Below are 20,189 nucleotides of genomic sequence, written 5' to 3'. Positions count from 1 at the left end.
TTAGCGATTGCTGGACATGAATTGTTTACAGCGTGCCGATAGCGGGTTGTCAAATACCTGGGCCGGTGGCCCCTGTTCTTCGACCAGGCCCTGGTGGAGGAACACCACCTCGCTGGACACCTGGCGGGCGAAGCTCATTTCGTGGGTGACCAGCAACATGGTGCGGCCCTCCTCTGCAAGCGCGCGGATCACGTTAAGCACTTCTTGTACCATCTCCGGGTCCAGCGCCGAGGTGGGCTCGTCGAACAGGATCACCTTCGGCTGCATGGCCAGGGTGCGGGCGATGGCCGCGCGCTGCTGCTGGCCGCCGGAGAGCTGGTTGGGGTAGACGTGACGCTTGTCGGCGATGCCGACCTTGGCCAGCAACGCCTCGGCCACCTCGATGGCCTCGGCCTTGCTCTGGCCGAGCACGCGGCGCGGCGCCTCGATGATGTTGTCGAGCACGCTCATGTGCGGCCACAGATTGAAATTCTGGAAGACGAAACCGATCTCGCTGCGCAGGCGATTGATCTGCCGGTTGTCGGCGGCGACCAGGTCGCCGTTCTTCGCGGTCTTGAGCTTGAGCTCCTCGCCGGCGACGAAGATCTGTCCCTGGTGCGGGTTTTCCAGCAGGTTGATGCAGCGCAGGAAGGTGGACTTGCCGGAGCCGGAGGAGCCGAGAATGGAGATGACGTCGCCGTCTTTGGCCGTCAGGGAAATGCCCTTGAGCACTTCGAGGTCGCCGTAGCGTTTGTGCAGGTTGCGGATTTCCAGCGCGGGCGTCGCCTCGGCCATGGGGTGTGATCCTCTTCTTCTTCGAAAGCGCTCCGGCGTGCAGCGGGCCGTCCTGGCTGGCGGCCAAGCTAGCATAGCGTTTCCGTGACCGCCAAGCCGTTTGCTGGCCTATGGCTTGCTCCAGGGGCGGGGTGTCGCCTGGCTGCAGCTGCTTGTCGCGCAGGCGAAACAATGGCGCGGGGAAATCGACGGAGGCAGAAAGCAAAAAGCCCCAGCACAGGGCTGAGGCTCTTCGTTTGCTATTCATGGTGCCCAGGGACGGAATCGAACCGCCGACACGGGGATTTTCAATCCCCTGCTCTACCAACTGAGCTACCTGGGCCAACGGGGCGCTATTAGACGGATTTGAAGGATCAGTGTCAAGCGCGGGTTTGAAAAATATTTAATTATTACGGGCGCTTAGGTGCGTGGCGGGTAGGGTTCGCCGTGCGCACCCTGGATCCTCATTCGCTCGGCGGCACGTAGCCTTCGGCCTGGGCGTATTCCTCGCCGGAGAGGAACTTGTCCATCTCGGTCTGCAGGAACTTGCGGTCCTCGGCGTTCATCATGTTCAGCCGGCGTTCGTTGATCAGCATGGTCTGGTGTTTCTGCCACTCGTCCCAGGCCTGCTTGGAGACGTTGGCGAAGATGTCTTCGCCCTTGGGGCCGGGGTAGGGCGCGCGATCCAGGCCGGGCAGTTCCTGTTTGTATTTGCGGCACAGCACGGTGCGGGTCATGTCGGTTCTCCAGCATTGATGGCTTGCGCCGCGCGTTTCAGCAGCTTCTTCACCGGGGCGGCGAGGCCCAGGCGCGGCGGGGTGGCGAGGTTATACCAGAGCCAGTCGGCCTCGGCCACGCGACTCGGCTGCTCGGTCACCTGCACCAGCCAGGGTTCGATGGCCAGCTGGAAATGGCTGAAGGTGTGGGTCAGGCCTTCCAGTTCGCGGCGCCGGCCGAGCTCGAGCTGCTGTTGCTGGCCGAGGCGGTCGAGCTGTTCGAGGTCGTCCAGTTCCGGCAGGCTCCACAGCCCGCCCCACAGGCCGGTGGAGGGGCGGCGATAGAGCAGGATGTCGCCGGCGGCGTTGACCAGCAGCGGCATCAGCGTGCGTTTCTGCGGCAGTGCCTTGCGCGGCTTGGCGACCGGGTAGCGGATTTCCAGGCCGAGCAGATGGGCCTGGCAGCCGCTGCGCACCGGGCACAGCAGGCAGCTGGGCTTGCTGCGGGTGCAGAGGGTGGCGCCGAGGTCCATCATCGCCTGGGTGTAGTGGTTGACCCGTTCGTGCGGGGTGAGGCGCTCGGCGACGTCCCACAGCTGTTTGGCCACCTTCGGCTCGCCGGGATAGCCCTCCTGCGCGACGTAGCGCGCCAGCACGCGCTTGACGTTGCCGTCGAGGATCGGCGCGCGCAGGCCCATGCTCAGGCTGGCGATGGCGCCGGCGGTGGAGCGGCCAATGCCGGGCAGCTCGGCCAGCGCCTCGACGCTGCGGGGAAACTCGCCGCCGTGCTCGCGCATGACGATCTGCGCGGTCTTCTGCAGGTTGCGCGCGCGGGTGTAGTAGCCCAGGCCAGTCCACAGGTGCAGCACTTCGTCTTCCGGCGCTTCGGCCAGGTCGCGCACCGTGGGCAGCGCGGCCATAAAACGGTCGAAGTAGCCGAGCACGGTGCTGACCTGGGTCTGCTGCAGCATGATTTCCGACACCCAGACACGGTAGGGCGTGATGTTCTGCTGCCAGGGCAGATCCTTGCGTCCGTGCTGGTCGTACCAGGCCAGCACGGCGCCGTTGAACTGCTCGGGGCTCATCGGTTGAACAGGCCCTTGAGTGCGTCTTTCAGATCCGGGCTGACCTTGTCGCCGAGCTTCTCTTCCAACTTCTCGGTCAGCTTGTTGCCGGCCAGGCGTGCGGCGATCTTGCCGAGGCCATCCTGGTCCAGGCGGCAGGCCTTGGCGCCGAGCTCCAGCGGGCCGCGGCAGCGCAGCGGCCATTCGATGCCGACGTAGCGTTCGTTGACCTGGCAGGCCGGGTCGGGCATTTCGCGCTGGTCGCCCTCGAGGGTGATGCCGACCTGGTAGTCGAGGCCGAGCACGCGCAGGTCGAGGTCGCCCTTGCCGCTGACCGCCAGGCCCGGTACCAGCGCCTTGAGATCGGGGTTGTGGGCGACGCCGTCGCGCACGTTGAGACTGCCCTTGAGTTCGCGGAACGGCGTGTCCTTGCCGGTCGGCGGGTTGCTCGGCACCTTGCGGTTGAGGGTGGCGATGCCGCGGCACAGCTGCTGTTCGAGGTTGGCATCGACCAGCACGCCGTCGTTGAGGACGAAGCTGGCGTTGCCGTTGAGCGCTTCGATCCAGGCCTTCTGGCTGTTGCCGCGGCTGTTGAACTTGGCGTCGAGGTCGAGCAGGCCCTTGATCGGCGAGGGCTGGCCGTCCTTCTTCAGCAGCGGCTCCAGCGGCATACGGCTGAGGCGCTGCTCCAGGCTGAGCATCGGCTCGGCCTGGCGCACGTCGATGCGGCCGGTACTGACGAAGCTGCCGCCCTGCAGCTTGCCGCGGGCCTCTTCCACGGTGATCAGGCCGCCACGGCCATTGGCCTTGAGATTGACGTCGCTGAGCTGATGCTTGTCGTAGGTGAGCTGGGCGAGGCTGAGCGCCAGTTGCAGATCGAGTTTGCGCAACTGATCCACCGGCAGCACTTTTTCGTCGCTCCATGCCTGCTGGGTGGGTTTGTTGGGCAGTGGGGTGGAGCCGTCCTTGCCGGCGCCGGCGATGCGGTCCTTGACCTCCGCCTTGCGCGCTGCAGCGGCGCTGTCCTGGGTTTTGGGCGGCAGGTAGCGGTTCAGGTCGAGCTTGTCGCCCTTGAGGTCAGCGCGCAGGGCCTGCTTGGCAAAGTCGCTCACGCCGAGGTTGCCGCTGAAGGTGCTGCCGTCGAGCTTGAGGTTGAGCTCTTCGAGCATCATGCCTTTGCTGGAACCGTTCAGGCGGCTGACCAGTTCGAACTGGCTGAGGCTATCGCTGGCCTGCATGACCGGCAGTTCGACGCCGACACCTTCGAGGAATTCACGCAGGTTGAGCGAGGCGATGGACAGGCCGCCGGAAATCTTCGCGTCCTTGTCCAGCTCACGTGCCTTGATCTCGCCGAGGGCGCGCAATTGGTTGGACGATAGCTTGAGGCCGTTCCACTCGGCGACGTTGGCCGCCAGGTCGACCAGCAGCTGCCCCTGGGCGGCGAAGTTCAGCGTCTTGCCCTTGAGCGGCTCGCCCGAGGCTTCGCCTGCCAGCTTGAGGTCTTCGAACTGGTAGCGCTTGAGCGCGCGATCGAAGCGCAGCTGGCCCTCCAGCTCGCTGCGCGCGCGCAGCAGCGGCTGGTTGGTGCCGAAGAAGGCGCCGAGCTTGAGCGGGATGGCCGCGCCCTCGCGGATGGCGCCGGTCTTCAGCTCGATGTTTTCCAGGGTGAATTGCTGGTCCTGCTGCGCGTCGTGGTAGTCGATGCGCGAGTTGCTCAGGGTCAGGCTGTCGATATCCAGCTTGATCGGCTGGCCGGCGGGCTTGTCGGTCTTCGTCTCGCTCGGGGCGTCGCTGGCTGGCGGCTGTTCGCTCGGCGTTTGCGCTGCTGCGCTGGCCTGCGCCGGCTTGCCTATGCCTTCCCAGTTGCCGCGGCCCTTGGCGTCGCGCTGCAGGTTGAGGTTGAGGCCGTCGACGCGGATGTCGCTCATCTGCACTTCCTTGCGCAGCAGCGGCAGCACCCGCACCGACAGGCCGAGCAGGCGCAGGTCGGCGAAGGGCTGCTCCGGGGTGTCGGCGCTGGCCAGGGTGGCGTCGGTCAGCTCCAGGCCCAGCCAGGGGAACAGGCTCCAGCCGATATCGCCCTTGAGCTGCAGCTCCAGGTTGGCCTTGTCGCGGGCCAGCTGGCGGATCTCGTCCTTGTAGTCGTTGGGGTCGAACAGGTGGGTCAGGGCGAACAGCAGCGCCACTATGAGCAGCAGCAGCCCGAGGAGGAAAAGACCCAGGATCTTGCCGAGCGCTTTCATGGACGAGTCCTTGTTTCGATAACGGATTGCGGGCGGCCTGCGCGTCGGGCGCGGGCGGCCGTCGATATGGGCGCCGAGTATAGCGTTACAGGGCCGCGGCGACCCGCTCGGCGATGGCCAGGCTGGCGGTCAGCCCCGGCGACTCGATGCCGAACAGATTGACCAGGCCGGGCAGGCGGTGATCGGCAGGGGTTTGGATCAGGAAGTCGGCGGGCGGTTCCCCCGGGCCGCTGAGCTTGGCGCGCACGCCGGCGTAGCCGGGTTGCAGACGCGCGGCGTCGAGCGCCGGGAAGTAGCGACCGATGGCGGCGGCGAAGGGCGCGCGCAGGCGCTCGTCGACCCGGTAGTCGAGGGCGTCCAGCCAGTGCACGTCGGGGCCGAAGCGCAGCTGGCCGGCCAGGTCGAGGGTGGCGTGGATGCCCAGGCCGGCGGTGTTGGCTTCCGGCATGGGGTAGATCAGCCGGGAAAACGGCGCGCGGCCGCTGTAGCCGAAGTAGCGGCCCTGGCACAAATGCAGCGGCGGCACCGGCAGGCCGTCGAGCGTGGCCGCGAGGCGCTGGGCGAATGGGCCGCCGGCGTTGACCACCCGTTGCGCGCGCAGCTCGAACGGCTCGCCGGCGCTGTGACCGCTGGCGAGCCAGGCGTCGCCGTCGCGGCGCAGGCGCTCGACGCGGCTGTGCAGGATCAGCTGCGCGCCGCGACTCTCGGCCACCGCCAGCAGCGACTGCAGATAGGCGTGGCTGTCGATGATCCCGGTGCTCGGCGAGAGCAGCGCGCGCACGCCGCGCAGCGCCGGTTCCAGCTCGCGCAGGCGGGCCTGGTCGACGGCCTGCAGGTCGCCCACGCCGCAGGCCTCGGCGTTGGCTGCGAGGGCCTCGAGCTTGGCGATCTCGTCTTCTTCCACCGCCACCAGCAGCTTGCCGATGCGCCGCTGCGCCACGCCGTGCTGCGCGCACCAGGCGTACAGGCGCTCGCGGCCCTCCAGGCACAGCTCGGCCTTGAGCGAGCCGGGCGGATAGTAGAGGCCGGCGTGGATCACCTCGGAATTGCGGCTGGAGGCGTGGCTGCCGATCAGGCCCTCGGCTTCGAGGATCAGCGTGTCGCGGCCGGCTTCGGCCAGGCGCGCGGCGCAGGCCAGGCCGAGGGCGCCGGCGCCGATGATCAGGGTGTCGATGCTGTGCATGGCGTGTTCGGTGCTGCTGTTTGGCGGGTTTGGCTGCCGCGCGGGTGGCGTTCGCGGATTAGGCTGGCAGCATAACAAGAAGCACGAGGTGGCCATGAACGTCGCGGTACTCGCCTTGCCCCTGTATATCCTGCTGATCCTGCTGGAACTGGCCTACGAGCGGCACAGCGGCCGCCACACCTGGCGCCTGGCCGACGCCGCCACCAGCGTCAACACCGCGGTGCTGCGCCTGTTGCTGGAGGGGCCGTTGCGCCTGCTGCTGATCCTGCCCTATGCCTGGCTCTACGAGCACGCGCGGCTGTGGACGCTGGACGCGACCTCGCCCTGGACCTGGCTGCTCGGCTTCGTCGCGGTGGACCTGTGCTTCTACTGGGCGCACCGCAGCCTGCATCGCTACAACCTGCTGTGGGGCGCGCACCAGCCGCATCATTCCAGCGAGGACTTCAACCTCTCCACCGCGCTGCGCAAGGGTGCTTTCCAGACCGCCTTCGACTGGCCCTTCTACCTGCCGCTGGCGCTGCTCGGCCTGCCCCTGCCGCTGTTCCTGCTGCTGCTCGGCGTGCAGCTGGCCTATCAGTTCTGGATTCACAGCCAGCACGTCGGCCGCCTCGGCTGGCTGGAGCGGGTGCTGGTCACGCCCTCGCTGCATCGCGTGCACCACGGGCAGAACGACTGCTACATCGACAAGAACCACGGCGGCGTGTTCATCCTCTGGGACAAGCTGTTCGGCACCTTCGCCGAGGAGCGCGAGCCGGTGCGCTACGGGGTGACCACGCCGGTGCGCACCTTCGACCCGATCCGTCTGCAGTTCTCCTGGTGGCGCCTGCTCTGGGCCGATGCGCGGGCCACCCGCTCCTGGTGGGATCGCCTGCGTCTGTGGTGGATGCCCACCGGCTGGCGCCCGGCCGACGTGCGCCAGCTGCCCTGGCCGAAGATGGGCGCGGAGAAGTTCGACTGCGCCTATCCGGCCGCACTCAAGGCCTACGCCCTGGTGCAGTTCCTGCTGATCAACGCGCTGGCCCTGGGTTTCCTGCTCAGCCTGGAGCGTGCCGCGTTCTGGGAGCCCTGGCTGCTGGCGGGGCTGATCCTCGCCGGCTGCGTCAGCCTCGGCCTGCTGTTCGAGGGGCGCACCTTCTGGCGCCTGGAGCTGGCGCGCCAGCTGGCCATGGCCGCGCTGGCGCTGGCCTGGGCGCAGTGGCTGGCGCCGGGACAGTGGGGTTGGGCACTGGCGGTCGCGCTCGCTGGCCTGGCCAGTCTGGGCTGGCTGTGGCGCTTGCTGGCGCGGCCGATGCGAGTGCCGGTGTCCGGCGGGTGAGCCCGCGGCGGCGCCGGGCTGGCTCGTCACGGCCGGCTATCGCGCCCATAGCCTGGCGATCCGACCGCCGCCGGTAGCCGCACGGCCCCTGGCCCGCCTATAATGCTGGCCTTTTTCCGTTGGCAATTTGTGGAGCTGGTGATGGCCGAACGTACGGCATTCGTCGAGCGCAACACCCTGGAGACCCAGGTCAAGGTCTCGATCAACCTGGATGGCAGCGGCAAGGCGCGCTTCGACATCGGCGTGCCCTTTCTCGAGCACATGCTCGACCAGATCGCCCGCCATGGTCTGATCGACCTCGATATCGAGTGCAAGGGCGATCTGCATATCGACGACCACCACACCGTCGAGGACGTCGGTATCACCCTCGGCCAGGCCTTCGCCAAGGCCGTCGGCGACAAGAAGGGCATGACCCGCTACGGCCATTCCTACGTGCCGCTGGACGAAGCGCTGTCGCGTGTGGTGATCGACTTCTCCGGTCGTCCCGGCCTGCAGATGCACGTGCCCTTCACCCGCGCCGTGGTCGGCAACTTCGACGTCGACCTGTTCCAGGAATTCTTCCAGGGCTTCGTCAACCACGCCCTGGTCAGCCTGCACATCGACAACCTGCGCGGGCACAACACCCACCACCAGATCGAGACCGTGTTCAAGGCCTTCGGCCGCGCGCTGCGCATGGCCGTCGAGCTGGATCCGCGCATGGCCGGGCAGATGCCGTCGACCAAGGGCTGCCTGTAAATGCAGACGGTAGCCGTAATCGACTATGGCATGGGCAACCTGCACTCGGTGGCCAAGGCGCTGGAGCACGTCGGCGCCGGCCGCGTGCTGGTGACCTCCGATGCCAAGGTGATCCGCGAGGCCGACCGCGTGGTGTTCCCCGGGGTCGGCGCGATCCGCGACTGCATGGCCGAGATCAGGCGCCTGGGCTTCGACGAGCTGGTGCGCGAGGTCAGCGCCGACCGGCCCTTCCTCGGCATCTGCGTCGGCATGCAGGCGCTGCTCGAGCGCAGCGAGGAGAACGACGGCGTCGACTGCATCGGCCTGTTCCCCGGCCAGGTGCGCTTCTTCGGCAAGGACCTGAGCGAAGACGGCGAGCGCCTCAAGGTGCCGCACATGGGCTGGAACGAGGTGGCGCAGACGGTCAAGCACCCGCTGTGGCACGACATTCCGGATCACGCGCGCTTCTACTTCGTGCACAGCTACTACATCGAGGCCGGCAAGCCGCAGCAGGTGGTCGGTCGCGGTCACTACGGCAAGGACTTCGCCGCCGCGCTGGCCGAGGGTTCGCGCTTCGCCGTGCAGTTCCACCCGGAGAAGAGCCATACCCACGGCCTGCAGCTGCTGCAGAACTTCGCCGCCTGGGACGGCCGCTGGTAATGGTTCGCGCCAAGGTGCCGAGCCTGGCGCTGGAGCCGGCCCAGGAGCAGGCCGCGCTGCTGCTGTTGCAGCGCTTTCTCGACCAGCGTTTCGAGCTGCAGCTGGGCACCTTCGAGGTGCAGGAAGTGCTCGACCTGATCACTCGCGAGCTGGCACCGCACTACTACAACAAGGCGATTCTCGACGTGCAGGCGCACCTGAAGGACAGGTTCGACAGCATCGAGAGCGACCTCTGGGCGCTCGAAAAGAGCTGAGCGCCTTACCGTTTTCAAACTTGAGCAGGTTCAACCGATGCTGATTATCCCCGCTATCGATCTGAAGGACGGCGCCTGCGTGCGTCTGCGTCAGGGCCGCATGGAAGACTCCACGGTGTTCTCCGATGACCCGGTGAGCATGGCCGCCAAGTGGGTCGAGGGCGGTTGCCGTCGTCTGCATCTGGTCGACCTCAACGGCGCCTTCGAAGGCCAGCCGGTCAACGGCGAGGTGGTCACCGCCATCGCCAAGCGTTACCCGAACCTGCCGATCCAGATCGGCGGCGGCATCCGCACCCTGGAGACCATCGAGCACTATGTGCGCGCCGGCGTCAGCTACGTGATCATCGGCACCAAGGCGGTGAAAGAGCCGGAGTTCGTCGCCGAGGCGTGCAAGGCCTTCCCCGGCAAGGTCATAGTCGGCCTGGATGCCAAGGACGGTTTCGTCGCCACCGACGGCTGGGCGGAAGTGTCCAGCGTGCAGGCCACCGACTTGGCCAAGCGCTTCGAGGCCGACGGCGTGTCCGCCATCGTTTATACCGACATCGCCAAGGACGGCATGATGCAGGGCTGCAACGTCGAAGCCACCGCCGCGCTGGCCGCCGCCAGCAAGATTCCGGTGATCGCGTCGGGCGGCATCCACAACCTCGGCGATATCGAGAAGCTGCTGCTGGCGCGCTCGCCGGGCATCATCGGCGCCATCACCGGCCGCGCGATCTACGAAGGCACCCTGGATGTGGCCGAGGCGCAGGCCTTCTGCGACAGCTTCAAGGGTTGAACCGTAGGGCGGGTGAAACCCGCCGCAATTGACGCAATCTTTATCGGTGGGTTGCACCCACCCTACGGGAGCTCCGTATGGCACTGGCTAAACGCATTATCCCCTGCCTCGACGTGGACAACGGTCGCGTGGTCAAGGGCGTCAAGTTCGAGAACATCCGCGATGCCGGTGACCCGGTGGAGATCGCCCGTCGCTACGATGAGCAGGGCGCCGACGAGATCACCTTCCTCGACATCACCGCCAGCGTCGACGGTCGCGACACCACCCTGCACACGGTCGAGCGCATGGCCAGCCAGGTGTTCATCCCGCTCACCGTCGGTGGTGGCGTGCGCACCGTGCAGGATATCCGCAACCTGCTCAATGCCGGCGCCGACAAGGTATCGATCAACACCGCCGCGGTATTCAACCCCGAGTTCGTCGGCGAGGCCGCGGCGCGTTTCGGCTCGCAGTGCATCGTCGTCGCCATCGACGCCAAGCGCGTGTCTGCACCTGGCGAGCCGGGTCGCTGGGAAATCTTCACCCACGGCGGACGCAAGCCGACCGGTCTGGATGCCGTGGAGTGGGCGCGCAAGATGGAAGGCCTCGGCGCCGGCGAGATCCTGCTCACCAGCATGGATCAGGACGGGGTGAAGAGCGGTTACGACCTCGGCGTGACCCGCGCCATCAGCGAGGCCGTGCGCGTGCCGGTGATCGCCTCCGGCGGCGTCGGCAACCTGCAGCACCTGGCCGACGGCATCCTCGAAGGCAAGGCCGACGCCGTGCTGGCGGCGAGCATCTTCCACTTCGGCGAATACACAGTGCCGGAAGCCAAGGCCTATCTGGCCAGCCGCGGCATCGTCGTGCGCTGACCCTCTGCTGGCCGGCGTTCTGCCGGCCAAAGCTGCGGGCGAGTCGACGGCACAATGCCATCGATGGCGCTAGCATGGCGCCCCTGCGCCCAGGCCCTCCGGCCGCCGCCCGGTGCGGCTGCGCGCCCTGCATCCCGAACTTTCCCGACACGGAGTCCCTATGTCCGCTTTCCGGCTATTTGCCGTTGTTTTCCTGTTCTGCGGCGCCAGTCTGGCGCGCGCCGAGGCGCTGGTGCTGCTCACCGAGAACCTGGCGCCCTTCAACATGTCGGTCAACGGCAGCAACTTCGCCAAGGGCGAGGGGGTCAGCGGCATCAGTGCCGATATCCTGCGCGCGGTGTGCCAGCGCGCCGAGGTCGAGTGCCAGCAGATCCTGCGCTTCCCCTGGCAGCGGGTCTACCAGCAGACCCTCGAGGACGGCGGCTACGGCCTGTTCTCCACCGCGCGGACCCAGGAGCGCGAGGCGCTGTTCAAGTGGGTCGGCCCCATCGCCACCAATCACTGGGTGCTGCTGGCCAGGGGCGACAGCCCGATCCAACTGGCCAACCTGCAGGACGCCGCGCGTTACCGCATCGGCGGCTACAAGGGCGACGCCAAGACCCAGTTCCTCCTCGACCGCGGCCTGAGCGTGCAGACCACGCTGCGCGACAACGAGAACGCCCGGAAACTGGACAAGGGGCAGATCGACCTGTGGGTCACCTCCGACCAGGCGGGGCGCTACATGGCCCGCCAGGAGGGCATCGACAACCTCAGGGTGGTGCAGCGCCTGCATACCGCCGAGCTCTACCTGGCACTGAACAGGCAGACCCCCGACGAGCTGGTGCAGAAGTTGCAGACGGCTCTGGACGCCCTGCGCGCCGAGGGTGTGCTGCAGGCCATCGAGGCCCGGTATTGAGGCAATTTGCCAGGATTGTCACGCCGGCACTGTGCTGCGGCATAAGTGCTGGTTATTCTGGCGGGGTCTGCCTTTTCAGAAGAACGAGAAGATCTATGTTCAAACGCCTGCTCCTCGCGCTTGGCGGCACCCTTGTGGTGCTGACCGCTGCCGCGCGCGCCGAAGTGGACCCGGACTACAGCGTGGTGCTGCTGACCGAGAATTTCCCGCCCTACAACATGGCCATCAACGGCAAGAACTTCGCCCAGGAAGACAATATCGACGGCATCGCCGTGGATATCGTCAGGGAGATGTTCAAGCGTGCCGGGGTCAAGTACAGCCTGACCCTGCGCTTCCCCTGGGATCGCATCTACAAGCTGGCGCTGGAAAAACCCGGCTACGGCGTGTTCGTCACTGCTCGTCTGCCCGAGCGCGAGCAGCTGTTCAAGTGGGTCGGCCCGATCGGTCCGGACGACTGGGTGATGCTGGCCAAGGGCGACAGCCCGATCAGCCTGAACAACCTGGATGAAGCCAAGCAATACAAGGTCGGCGCCTACAAGGGCGACGCCATCGCCGAGCACCTGGTGGAGAAGGGCCTGCAGCCGCTGACCGCGCTGCGTGATCAGGAGAACGCCAAGAAGCTGATGGCCGGGCAGATCGACCTCTGGGCCACCGGCGATCCGGCCGGGCGCTACCTGGCCAAGCAGGAAGGCATCTCCGGGCTGAAGACGGTGCTGCGCTTCGACAGCGCCGAGCTGTACCTGGCGCTGAACAAGGAAATGCCCGACGAGCTAGTCGCCAAGCTGCAGGCCGCGCTGGACCAGATGCGCGCCGAGGGCTTCGTCGACGATATCCTCAATAGCTACCTGTAAGACCCTGCGACCGGCCAAAAGCCGGTCGCTTGCCATGGACGGCAGAACCTTCGAGTGCCAATCACCGGACTCGGGTCCACGCAAGGATGTCGCTAGCCATAACCACAAATCATGCGAGCGGTACGTCTTATGCTGAACACTCTGAAGAAAAGCCTGTTTGTCGCCCTGCTGCTTGGCAGCGGTTTCGCCCATGCGCAGCTGCCGCCGGACTACAAGGTGGTGCTGCTGACCGAGAACTTCCCGCCCTTCAACATGGCGGTGGACGACAAGAACTTCGCCCGCGACGACGGCATCGACGGCATCAGCGCCGATATCGTGCGCGAGATGTTCAAGCGTGCCGGCATCGACTACACCCTGACCCTGCGCTTCCCCTGGGATCGCCTCTACCGCCTGACCCTGGACAAGCCCAACTACGGCCTGTTCTCCACCACCTTCACGCCCGAGCGCCAGCCGCTGTTCAAGTGGGTCGGGCCGATCGCCAAGACCGGCTGGGTGCTGCTCGCCGCGCCCGGCAACAACCTCAGCGTGGCCAGCCTCAAGGACGCCGCGCAGTACCGCATCGGCGCCTACAAGAACGACGCGGTCAGCCAGCATCTGGAGAGCCAGGGCCTGCAGCCGGTCAACGCCCTGCGCGATCAGGAGAACGTGAAGAAGCTGGTGCGCGGGCAGATCGACCTGTGGGCCACCACCGACCCGGTGGGCCGCTACCTGGCCAAGCAGGAGGACGTCAGCGGCCTGACCACCGTGCTGCGCTTCAACGATGCCGAGCTCTATCTGGCGCTGAACAAGGACACCCCGGACGAGGTGGTCGAGCGCCTGCAGAAGGCCCTGGACGAGCTGCGCGCCGAGGGTTATATCGACGATATCACCGCCAATTACCTGTAACCGGGCCCGCAGCCTCGGGGCGCCGCGCGCACCAGCCGTTTTTTCGGTGCGCACGGCGCCCCCTAGGACGAAGCCAAGAAAAAGCCCGGACATGCCTGCATGTCCGGGCTTTTTCGTATCGCCGCTTCGCCTCAGCCGCCGCGGGTCACGCTCAGGCCCTTGAGCAGGTTGAGCGCCTGGCTCAGCTGGTAGTCGTCGTCCTGCGGGCGCTGCGGTTGGGCCGCTTTGGCCTTGCTCGGGCGGTCGGCGCCGCCGTTGCCGTTGCCCAGGTGGCCCTGCAGGTCGGCTTCCTTGATGCCCTCGTTGTCCTGTTCGCGGGTCAGCTTGGCGCGCGCCACCTCGATGTCGGGAACGATGCCCTGGGCCTGGATCGAGCGACCGTTGGGGGTGAAGTACAGCGCCGTGGTCAGTTTCAGCGCGCGGTCGTTGTTCAGCGGCAGCACGGTCTGCACCGAGCCCTTGCCGAAGCTGTCGGTGCCCATCAGCACCGCGCGCTTGTGGTCCTGCAGGGCGCCGGCGACGATCTCCGAGGCCGAGGCACTGCCGCCGTTGATCAGCACCACCAGCGGCACGCCTTCGCTGGCGTCGGCCGGGTCGGCGTTGAAACGCAGTTCGGAGTTGGCCAGGCGGCCCTCGGTGTAGACGATCAGGCCCTTCTTGAGGAAATGGTCGGTGACCTCCACCGCCGCCTGCAACACGCCGCCGGGGTTGTTGCGCAGGTCCATGACCAGGCCGCGCAGCTTCTTGTCGCCGTTGTCCTTGCGCAGTCTGGTCAGCGCCTTGCCGACTTCCTCGCCGGTGTTGACCTGGAACTGCGAGATGCGCAGGTAGCCGTAGCCGTCCTCGAGCATCTGGCTCTTGACGCTGCGCACCTTGATCACCGCGCGGGTCAGGGTCAGGTCGAAGGGGCGGCCGCCGTCGCGCACCAGGGTCAGCTCGATCTTGCTGCCGGCCTTGCCGCGCATCTTGTCCACCGCTTCCATCATCGACAGGCCCTTGGTCGGCTGGCCGTCGATCTTGACGATCAGATCGCCCGGCTGGATGCCGGCCTGGGACGCCGGGGTGTCGTCGATGGGCGAGACCACCTTGACGAAGCCGTCTTCCATGCCGACCTCGATGCCCAGGCCGCCGAACTCGCCGCTGGTGCTCTCCTGCAGTTCGAGGAAGGCCTCCGGCTCGAGGTAGGCCGAGTGCGGGTCGAGGTTGCTGAGCATGCCCTTGATGGCGTTCTCCAGCAGCGTCTTGTCGCTGACCGGTTCGACATAGGCGGCCTTGATCCGGTCCATCACCTCGGCGAAGGTGCGCAGGTCGTCCAGCGGCAGCGGCGCCTTGCTGCTCGCCGCCGCGGGGGCGGGCTCGGCCGCCTGCAGGGCGGGCGCGCCGAGCAGCAGGCCGAGGGCCAGCGCCAGGCAGGTGGGACGGAAGCGATGCGACATGTCGAACTCCTAATTAGCGAAAAACGGCGCCTATCCCTGCGCGCGGCACCATTGCGCCGGGTCGCTGGGGCGACCCTGCTGGCGAATGGCGAAATACAGTGCCGGCGTATCCTGGCCGCCGCTGGTACCCACGGTGGCGATGGCTTCGCCGGCCTTGACCAGGTCGCCGGCGTTCTTCAGCAGGTTCTGGTTGTGACCGTAGAGGCTCAGGTAGCCGTTGCCATGGTCGAGAATGACCAGTAGACCGGCGCCGCGCAACCAGTCGGCGAATACCACGCGGCCGCCGTGTACGGCGCGCACCTGGCTGCCGGCCGGCGCGCCGATCAGCACGCCGTCCCATTTAGTACGAGCGTCGCCGCCGCGCGGGGTTCCGTAGCGTGCCACCAAACGGCCATCGACCGGCCAGGGCAACTTGCCGCGGGCACTGGCGAAAGGCCCGCCATAGGTGGCGCCGGAGCTGACCTGCGGGCCGCTCGGCGGCGGGTTGCCCGGCCGTGCCTGCTCTGCCTGCTGCGCCAGCAGAGCGCGTTTGCGCGCCTCCTCGGCCTCGCGCGCCTGACGCGCCAGGGTCTCTTCGATGGTCTTCAGCACGCGGCCCAGCTCGGCCTGTTCCTGCTGGCGCGCCTTGAGCCGCTGGTCGCGGCTGGCGAATTCGCTGTTGAGCTTGGCCAGCGCCTGCTGGCGCTCCTTGCGCGCCTCGGCGAGCTTGGCGTGGCGCTCGTCGAGGCCGGCCTTCTGCGCCTGCAGCTGGGCCTGGTGGTTGGCGATTTCCTGCTCGACGTTGGCCAGCTGGCGCAGGGTCTCGTTGAACGCCGCGAGCTGTTCCAGGCGCGCCTGGCTGAGATAGTCGTAGTAGGTCAGGGTGCGCGAGAACTTTTCCGGGTTCTGCTGGTTGAGCAGCAGCTTGACGTACTCCTGGCGGCCGCTCTGGTAGGCGGCGCGGGCCTGGATGGCGATCAGCCGCTGCTGTTCAGTGCGTGCGCTCTGGAGTTTTTTTTTCTCCTGATCCAGGCGCTGGATTTCCTGTTCGCTGCCCTTGAGTTCGCGCTGCAGCTCCTTGACCTGGCCTTCCAGCGCGCCCATCTCGGTTTCGGTCTTCTTCAGCTGTTGCTGCACGCCGGATTTCTCCTGCTGCAGTTTCTCCAGCAGCTTCTTCAGCTCGGCCACGTCCTGGCGTGCGGCTTCCAGCTGGCGCTGGGTGTCGGCGCGCTGGTCGGCAAGGACGGGGGCGATCAGGCTGCTGAGCAGGATCAGGGCGAGGATGCGGAGCATGGGCAGGGCGACACCTGGCGGTGGAATGGGCTCTAGTATGCCCGCGCCGCCGGGCAAAAAAAACGCCCCGGGCCTCAAGGCGCGGGGCGTTTGGCGGATTATCGACGTTCAGTCGAGCAGGACGATGGAGGTACCGGTCATTTCCGCCGGTTTTTCCAGGCCCATCAGGCTCAGCAGGGTCGGCGCCACGTCGGCCAGCACGCCGCCTTCGCGGATGCGCGCCGGGCGCTTGCCGACGTAGATGAACGGCACCGGCTCGCAGGTGTGCGCGGTGTGCGCCTGCCCGGTGCACTCGTCTTCCATCTGCTCGACGTTGCCGTGGTCGGCGGTGATCAGCGCTTCGCCGCCGACCTTGTCCAATGCATCGACGATGCGGCCGACGCAGGCGTCCAGGCATTCCACGGCCTTGACCGCGGCCTCGAACACGCCGGTGTGACCGACCATGTCGCCGTTGGCGTAGTTGACGATGATCACGTCATAGCGCTGGTTGTCGATGGCGTCGACGATCTTGTCGGTGACTTCCGGGGCGCTCATTTCCGGCTTGAGGTCGTAGGTGGCGACGTTCGGCGAGGGGATGAGGATGCGTTCTTCGCCCTCGAACGGCTCCTCGCGGCCGCCGGAGAAGAAGAAGGTGACGTGGGCGTACTTCTCGGTCTCGGCGATGCGCAGCTGGGTCTTGCCGTGTTTCGCCAGGTATTCGCCGAGCACGTTGGTCAGCGCCTCGGGGGCGAAGGCGGCCGGCGCCGGGATGCTCGCGGCGTACTGGGTGAGCATGACGAAGCCGACCTGCGGCACTCGCTGGCGCTCGAATTCCTTGAACCCCGGCTCGACGAAGGTGCGGGTCAATTCTCTCGCCCTGTCCGCGCGGAAGTTCATGAACACCACGGCGTCGCCGTCTTCCACCCGGACCGGCGCGCCGATGCCGGTGGCCTTGACGAACTCGTCGCTCTCGCCGCGCGCGTAGGCGGCGTTCAGCCCCTCCACGGCGCTGGCGGCACTGAACTGGGCATTGCCCTCGACGATCAGCTGGTAGGCCTGCTCGACGCGGTCCCAGCGGTTGTCGCGGTCCATGGCGAAGTAGCGGCCGATCAGGCTGGCGATGCGGCCCTTGCCGAGGCGGGCGAAGGCGGCGTCGAGCAGCTCGATGGAGCCCTGCGCGCTCTTCGGCGGGGTGTCGCGGCCGTCGAGAAAGGCGTGCAGGTAGATCTTCTCGGCGCCGCGGCGCACGGCCAGTTCGGCCATGGCCACCAGGTGGTCCTGGTGGCTGTGCACGCCGCCGTCGGAGAGCAGGCCGAGGATATGCACGGCCTTGCCGGCGCCCACGGCCTTGTCCACCGCCTGGTTGATCGCGGCGTTGTCGAAGAACTCGCCGTCGCGGATGGCCTTGGTCACCCGGGTGAAGTCCTGGTACACCACGCGGCCGGCGCCGAGGTTCATATGGCCGACCTCGGAGTTGCCCATCTGTCCGTCCGGCAGGCCGACGTCCATGCCGCTGCCGGAGATCAGGCCGTGCGGATAGCTGGCGCGCAGGCGGTCATAGACCGGCGTGTTGGCGGCGTGGATGGCGTTGTGCTCGGGGTTGTCGCTGTGACCGAAGCCGTCGAGGATGATCAGAACCAAGGGTTTGGGCGTGGCGCTCATGCAGCAGACTCGCTCTGGGTCGATGGGCGGGAAACAAGGCCGGGCATTTTACGGTCAAGCGCCTGGCGCGTCACTGCCGGACGGGGTTTGGCCGACTTGTGGGCCTGTGTATACTGGCCGGCATTTTACCGTCCTGGGCCCTATAGATGTTCGCCAACCTGATTGAATTCGTCGTTAACCACTATGTATTGAGCGGATTGTTCGTCGTCCTGCTGGTGGCGCTGATCGTCACCGAGATGCGCAAGGGCGGGCAGAACCTGTCCAGCCGCGAGCTGACCGCACTGGTCAACAGCGACAAGGGCGTGGTGCTCGACGTGCGCGCGCAGAAGGACTTCTCCGCCGGGCATATCGTCGATTCCCTGCATATCCCCTATGAAAAGGTGTCGGCGCGTATCGCCGAGCTGGAGAAGCACAAGGCCAAGACCATAGTGGTGGTCGACGCCATGGGCCAGCACGCCGGCAGCATCGCCCGCGAGCTGAAGAAGGCCGGCTACACCGCGGCCAAGCTGTCCGGCGGCATCGCCAGCTGGCGTGGCGACAACCTGCCGCTGGTGAAGTGACATGACAGGCGTGGTCATCTATTCCAGCGACTGGTGCCCCTACTGCATCCGCGCCAAGCAGCTGCTGGCACGCAAGGGCGTGGATTTCGACGAAGTGCGCGTCGACGGCCAGCCCACGCTGCGCGCCGAGATGACCCGCAAGGCCGGGCGCAGCTCGGTGCCGCAAATCTGGATCGGCAGCACCCACATCGGCGGCTGCGACGACCTCTACGCCCTGGAGCGCGCCGGCAAGCTCGATGCGCTGCTGCAGAGCCCCGCATAAACCTCAAGACAAGCAGGCAAAGGCCATGACCGAACAAGCAAACAACGGCGCCGCCGAACAGCAGAACCCGCAATTCTCCCTGCAGCGCATCTACGTCAAGGACCTGTCCTTCGAGGCGCCGAAGAGCCCGGAAATCTTCCGCCAGGAGTGGACGCCGAGCGTCGGCCTGGATCTCAACACCCGGCAGAAGACCCTGGACGGCGACTTCCACGAAGTGGTGCTGACCCTCTCGGTCACGGTGAAGAACGGCGAAGAAGTGGCCTTCATCGCCGAAGTGCAGCAGGCCGGCATCTTCCTGATCAAGGGCCTGGACGCCGCCTCGATGAGCCACACCCTCGGCGCCTTCTGCCCGAACATTCTCTTCCCCTACGCCCGCGAGGCGCTGGACAGCCTGGTCACCCGCGGCTCGTTCCCGGCGCTGATGCTCGCCCCGGTGAACTTCGACGCGCTGTACGCCCAGGAGCTGCAGCGTCAGCAGCAGGCGGCGCAGGGCGACGCCACCGCGCACTGAGCGACGCTCCGCTCGCAAACGCCGCGTTCCTGTCATCGGGTTCGCGGCGTTTTGTTTTTCTGGTGTGGATCACGCTCACCGATCCACCATGACCGCGCGGCATGGTGGATGAGAAAAGCGTCATCCACCCTACGCCCCGGCGAAGCCGTTCTGCCGCCAGGCCTCGTAAACGGTCACCGCCACGGTGTTGGACAGGTTCAGACTGCGGCAGCCGGCGCGCATCGGCAGGCGCAGGCGCTGCTCGGGCGGCAGGGCGTTGCGCACCTCCTCCGGCAGGCCGCGGCTCTCCGGGCCGAACAGGAAGGCGTCGCCGGGCCGGTAGGCGACCTCGTGAAAGGCGTGCGAACCCTTGGTGGTGAAGGCGAACAGGCGCGGCTGGCCGAGGCTGGCCAGGCAGCTCGGCAGATCCGGGTGGCGCTTGAGCGTGGCGTACTCGTGGTAGTCCAGGCCGGCGCGGCGCAGGCGCTTGTCGTCCAGCTCGAAGCCCAGCGGCTCGATCAGGTGCAGCTGGCAGCCGCTGTTGGCGCACAGCCTGATAATGTTGCCGGTGTTGGGCGGGATTTCCGGTTGAAAGAGGATGACGTGGAACATGCAGGGCTCCGAGCACAGGGACGACGGCCATTCTACGCCGGTCGAGGACCCCAGGCCGCGACTTCGCTGGCGCTTCATGGCCTCGCTGGCGCTGCTGGCCTTTCTCCTCGGCAGCCTGCTCGGCCGCCTGTTCGAGCCGGCGCCGCTGCGCATCGAGGGCCCCGAGCCCTGGGCCGGGGGGCTGCAGGTCTGGTTCAACCGTGAGCCGCAGGCGCTCGAAGAGCACCTCCAGGGGGCGCTGAGCTACCGCTTCGTCGATGCCTACGGCCGCGAACGCCAGGGTCGCCTCGACTTGGGCGGCACCCCGGTCAACTGGCGGATTCAGCGGGAGGGACGGGATCTGCGCCTGCTGCTGGTGGCGACCCGCCCATTGGGCGGGGAGTGGCGCGGTGCGGAGGTGGATGGGCGCTGGCGGGTGCGTCTGACCCTGCGCCGCGAATAAAAGAGGGGATTCCCCGGCCTGCCTGTACCAAGGTCCCCGAAACTGGGCTTGCCTTAGCCTATGCAGGCTGTGTGCCAATTTTATTACCAAGGCCGAAGGCCGCGGTTTTGCTGGGATCGCCGCGCTACCGGCATGGTGGTGCGGCCAGCGCAGGGTGCTGGCTGCACCACCACGCAGCAGTGAGGTGCGCCGTGCGCAGCCTTTGGTGCAGATGACGTTGAGCGCGTAGGACGGACATGCCGAAGGCTTGTCCGCCAGGTGCGGCGGCGGACCAGCGTTGCGCTGTCCGCCCTGTCTCCGCTAGCCGCTATCGGCCGC

22 protein-coding genes and 1 tRNA gene are annotated in these 20,189 nt (G+C 66.9%); 13 read left to right on the top strand and 10 right to left on the bottom strand.

Annotation, left to right across the window (positions count from 1 at the left end):
• From ACW9UL_RS21580 to ACW9UL_RS21555, 6 genes are all read right to left on the bottom strand, one after another.
• On the bottom strand, positions 1-774 hold the full coding sequence (locus tag ACW9UL_RS21580) for an ABC transporter ATP-binding protein (RefSeq protein WP_021444198.1): 774 nt from the start codon (positions 772-774) through the stop codon (positions 1-3).
• A 246-nt stretch (positions 775-1,020) separates the two neighbouring features.
• Positions 1,021-1,096 (bottom strand) — tRNA-Phe (locus ACW9UL_RS21575).
• A 121-nt stretch (positions 1,097-1,217) separates the two neighbouring features.
• A complete protein-coding gene (locus tag ACW9UL_RS21570) occupies positions 1,218-1,490 on the bottom strand; it encodes an oxidative damage protection protein (RefSeq protein ID WP_004374015.1) in 273 nt (90 codons plus the stop codon).
• Complete coding sequence (gene mutY, locus ACW9UL_RS21565; protein WP_457788235.1) at positions 1,487-2,554, bottom strand: A/G-specific adenine glycosylase; 1,068 nt, start codon at positions 2,552-2,554, stop codon at positions 1,487-1,489. Before mutY ends, ACW9UL_RS21570 begins: the two co-directional genes overlap by 4 nt.
• Positions 2,551-4,776, bottom strand: a complete 2,226-nt coding sequence (locus ACW9UL_RS21560) for an AsmA family protein (RefSeq protein ID WP_457788234.1) — start codon at positions 4,774-4,776, stop codon at positions 2,551-2,553. Before ACW9UL_RS21560 ends, mutY begins: the two co-directional genes overlap by 4 nt.
• An 85-nt stretch (positions 4,777-4,861) precedes the next feature.
• The gene (locus ACW9UL_RS21555) at positions 4,862-5,959 is read right to left on the bottom strand and encodes an NAD(P)/FAD-dependent oxidoreductase (RefSeq protein WP_457788233.1); all 1,098 of its coding nucleotides are present in this window, start codon (positions 5,957-5,959) and stop codon (positions 4,862-4,864) included.
• A 94-nt stretch (positions 5,960-6,053) separates the two neighbouring features.
• On the opposite strand from ACW9UL_RS21555, the gene ACW9UL_RS21550 reads away from it, so the two are divergent.
• From ACW9UL_RS21550 to ACW9UL_RS21510, 9 genes are all read left to right on the top strand, one after another.
• Positions 6,054-7,274 carry a sterol desaturase family protein gene (locus tag ACW9UL_RS21550; RefSeq protein ID WP_457788232.1) on the top strand — a complete coding sequence of 407 codons (1,221 nt, stop codon included), beginning with the start codon at positions 6,054-6,056 and terminating at the stop codon, positions 7,272-7,274.
• A gap of 141 nt (positions 7,275-7,415) precedes the next feature.
• Positions 7,416-8,009, top strand: coding sequence for an imidazoleglycerol-phosphate dehydratase HisB (gene hisB, locus ACW9UL_RS21545; protein ID WP_021443389.1), 594 nt, complete (start codon positions 7,416-7,418; stop codon positions 8,007-8,009).
• Positions 8,010-8,648, top strand: a complete 639-nt coding sequence (gene hisH / locus ACW9UL_RS21540; RefSeq protein WP_397497607.1) for an imidazole glycerol phosphate synthase subunit HisH — start codon at positions 8,010-8,012, stop codon at positions 8,646-8,648. It abuts the gene before it with no gap.
• Positions 8,648-8,902, top strand: a complete 255-nt coding sequence (locus tag ACW9UL_RS21535; protein WP_397497608.1) for a DUF2164 domain-containing protein — start codon at positions 8,648-8,650, stop codon at positions 8,900-8,902. Before hisH ends, ACW9UL_RS21535 begins: the two co-directional genes overlap by 1 nt.
• A gap of 37 nt (positions 8,903-8,939) precedes the next feature.
• The gene (hisA, locus tag ACW9UL_RS21530) at positions 8,940-9,677 is read left to right on the top strand and encodes a 1-(5-phosphoribosyl)-5-[(5-phosphoribosylamino)methylideneamino]imidazole-4-carboxamide isomerase (RefSeq protein WP_122109694.1); all 738 of its coding nucleotides are present in this window, start codon (positions 8,940-8,942) and stop codon (positions 9,675-9,677) included.
• 77 nt (positions 9,678-9,754) lie between these two features.
• The gene (gene hisF, locus ACW9UL_RS21525) at positions 9,755-10,525 is read left to right on the top strand and encodes an imidazole glycerol phosphate synthase subunit HisF (protein ID WP_004374000.1); all 771 of its coding nucleotides are present in this window, start codon (positions 9,755-9,757) and stop codon (positions 10,523-10,525) included.
• A gap of 160 nt (positions 10,526-10,685) precedes the next feature.
• Positions 10,686-11,420, top strand: a complete 735-nt coding sequence (locus ACW9UL_RS21520; protein ID WP_021443393.1) for a substrate-binding periplasmic protein — start codon at positions 10,686-10,688, stop codon at positions 11,418-11,420.
• Between the two features lie 95 nt (positions 11,421-11,515).
• Positions 11,516-12,271, top strand: a complete 756-nt coding sequence (locus tag ACW9UL_RS21515; protein WP_457788230.1) for a substrate-binding periplasmic protein — start codon at positions 11,516-11,518, stop codon at positions 12,269-12,271.
• Between the two features lie 129 nt (positions 12,272-12,400).
• Positions 12,401-13,156 (top strand): substrate-binding periplasmic protein, encoded by a 756-nt coding sequence (locus ACW9UL_RS21510; protein ID WP_021443395.1) that lies wholly within the window; start codon positions 12,401-12,403, stop codon positions 13,154-13,156.
• A gap of 131 nt (positions 13,157-13,287) precedes the next feature.
• Here the strand turns inward: ACW9UL_RS21510 and ACW9UL_RS21505 are convergent, their stop codons facing one another.
• The 3 genes from ACW9UL_RS21505 to gpmI all read right to left on the bottom strand — a co-directional run bounded on the left by ACW9UL_RS21505 (position 13,288) and on the right by gpmI (position 17,505).
• Complete coding sequence (locus ACW9UL_RS21505) at positions 13,288-14,592, bottom strand: S41 family peptidase (protein WP_122109692.1); 1,305 nt, start codon at positions 14,590-14,592, stop codon at positions 13,288-13,290.
• Positions 14,593-14,622: 30 nt separating this feature from the next.
• Entirely contained in the window at positions 14,623-15,864 is a 1,242-nt protein-coding gene (locus ACW9UL_RS21500; protein ID WP_457788229.1) for a murein hydrolase activator EnvC family protein, read from the bottom strand.
• 108 nt (positions 15,865-15,972) lie between these two features.
• Positions 15,973-17,505, bottom strand: coding sequence for a 2,3-bisphosphoglycerate-independent phosphoglycerate mutase (gene gpmI, locus ACW9UL_RS21495; protein ID WP_457788228.1), 1,533 nt, complete (start codon positions 17,503-17,505; stop codon positions 15,973-15,975).
• 146 nt (positions 17,506-17,651) lie between these two features.
• Between gpmI and ACW9UL_RS21490 the strand changes: the two genes are divergently transcribed.
• Genes ACW9UL_RS21490 through secB form a run of 3 tightly spaced genes read left to right on the top strand, consistent with a single transcriptional unit; the run spans position 17,652 to position 18,838 of the window.
• Positions 17,652-18,065: a rhodanese-like domain-containing protein gene (locus tag ACW9UL_RS21490; protein ID WP_457788227.1), complete on the top strand. Its 414-nt coding sequence runs from the start codon at positions 17,652-17,654 to the stop codon at positions 18,063-18,065.
• A gap of 1 nt (position 18,066) precedes the next feature.
• Positions 18,067-18,327 (top strand): glutaredoxin 3, encoded by a 261-nt coding sequence (gene grxC, locus ACW9UL_RS21485; RefSeq protein WP_457788226.1) that lies wholly within the window; start codon positions 18,067-18,069, stop codon positions 18,325-18,327.
• Positions 18,328-18,352: 25 nt separating this feature from the next.
• Entirely contained in the window at positions 18,353-18,838 is a 486-nt protein-coding gene (secB, locus tag ACW9UL_RS21480) for a protein-export chaperone SecB (RefSeq protein WP_457788225.1), read from the top strand.
• Between the two features lie 129 nt (positions 18,839-18,967).
• On the opposite strand, the gene trmL is transcribed toward secB, so the two are convergent.
• Complete coding sequence (trmL, locus tag ACW9UL_RS21475) at positions 18,968-19,429, bottom strand: tRNA (uridine(34)/cytosine(34)/5-carboxymethylaminomethyluridine(34)-2'-O)-methyltransferase TrmL (protein WP_457788224.1); 462 nt, start codon at positions 19,427-19,429, stop codon at positions 18,968-18,970.
• On the opposite strand from trmL, the gene ACW9UL_RS21470 reads away from it, so the two are divergent.
• Positions 19,428-19,871, top strand: a complete 444-nt coding sequence (locus ACW9UL_RS21470; protein WP_457788223.1) for a hypothetical protein — start codon at positions 19,428-19,430, stop codon at positions 19,869-19,871. The two genes, trmL and ACW9UL_RS21470, sit on opposite strands and share 2 nt — an antisense overlap.
• Positions 19,872-20,189 lie beyond the last annotated feature (318 nt).

It is taken from the genome of Pseudomonas sp. PL-6 (assembly GCF_054110165.1).
The sequence above is the reverse complement of the archived record's forward strand: the minus strand, read 5'-3'. Positions and strand labels throughout refer to the sequence as shown.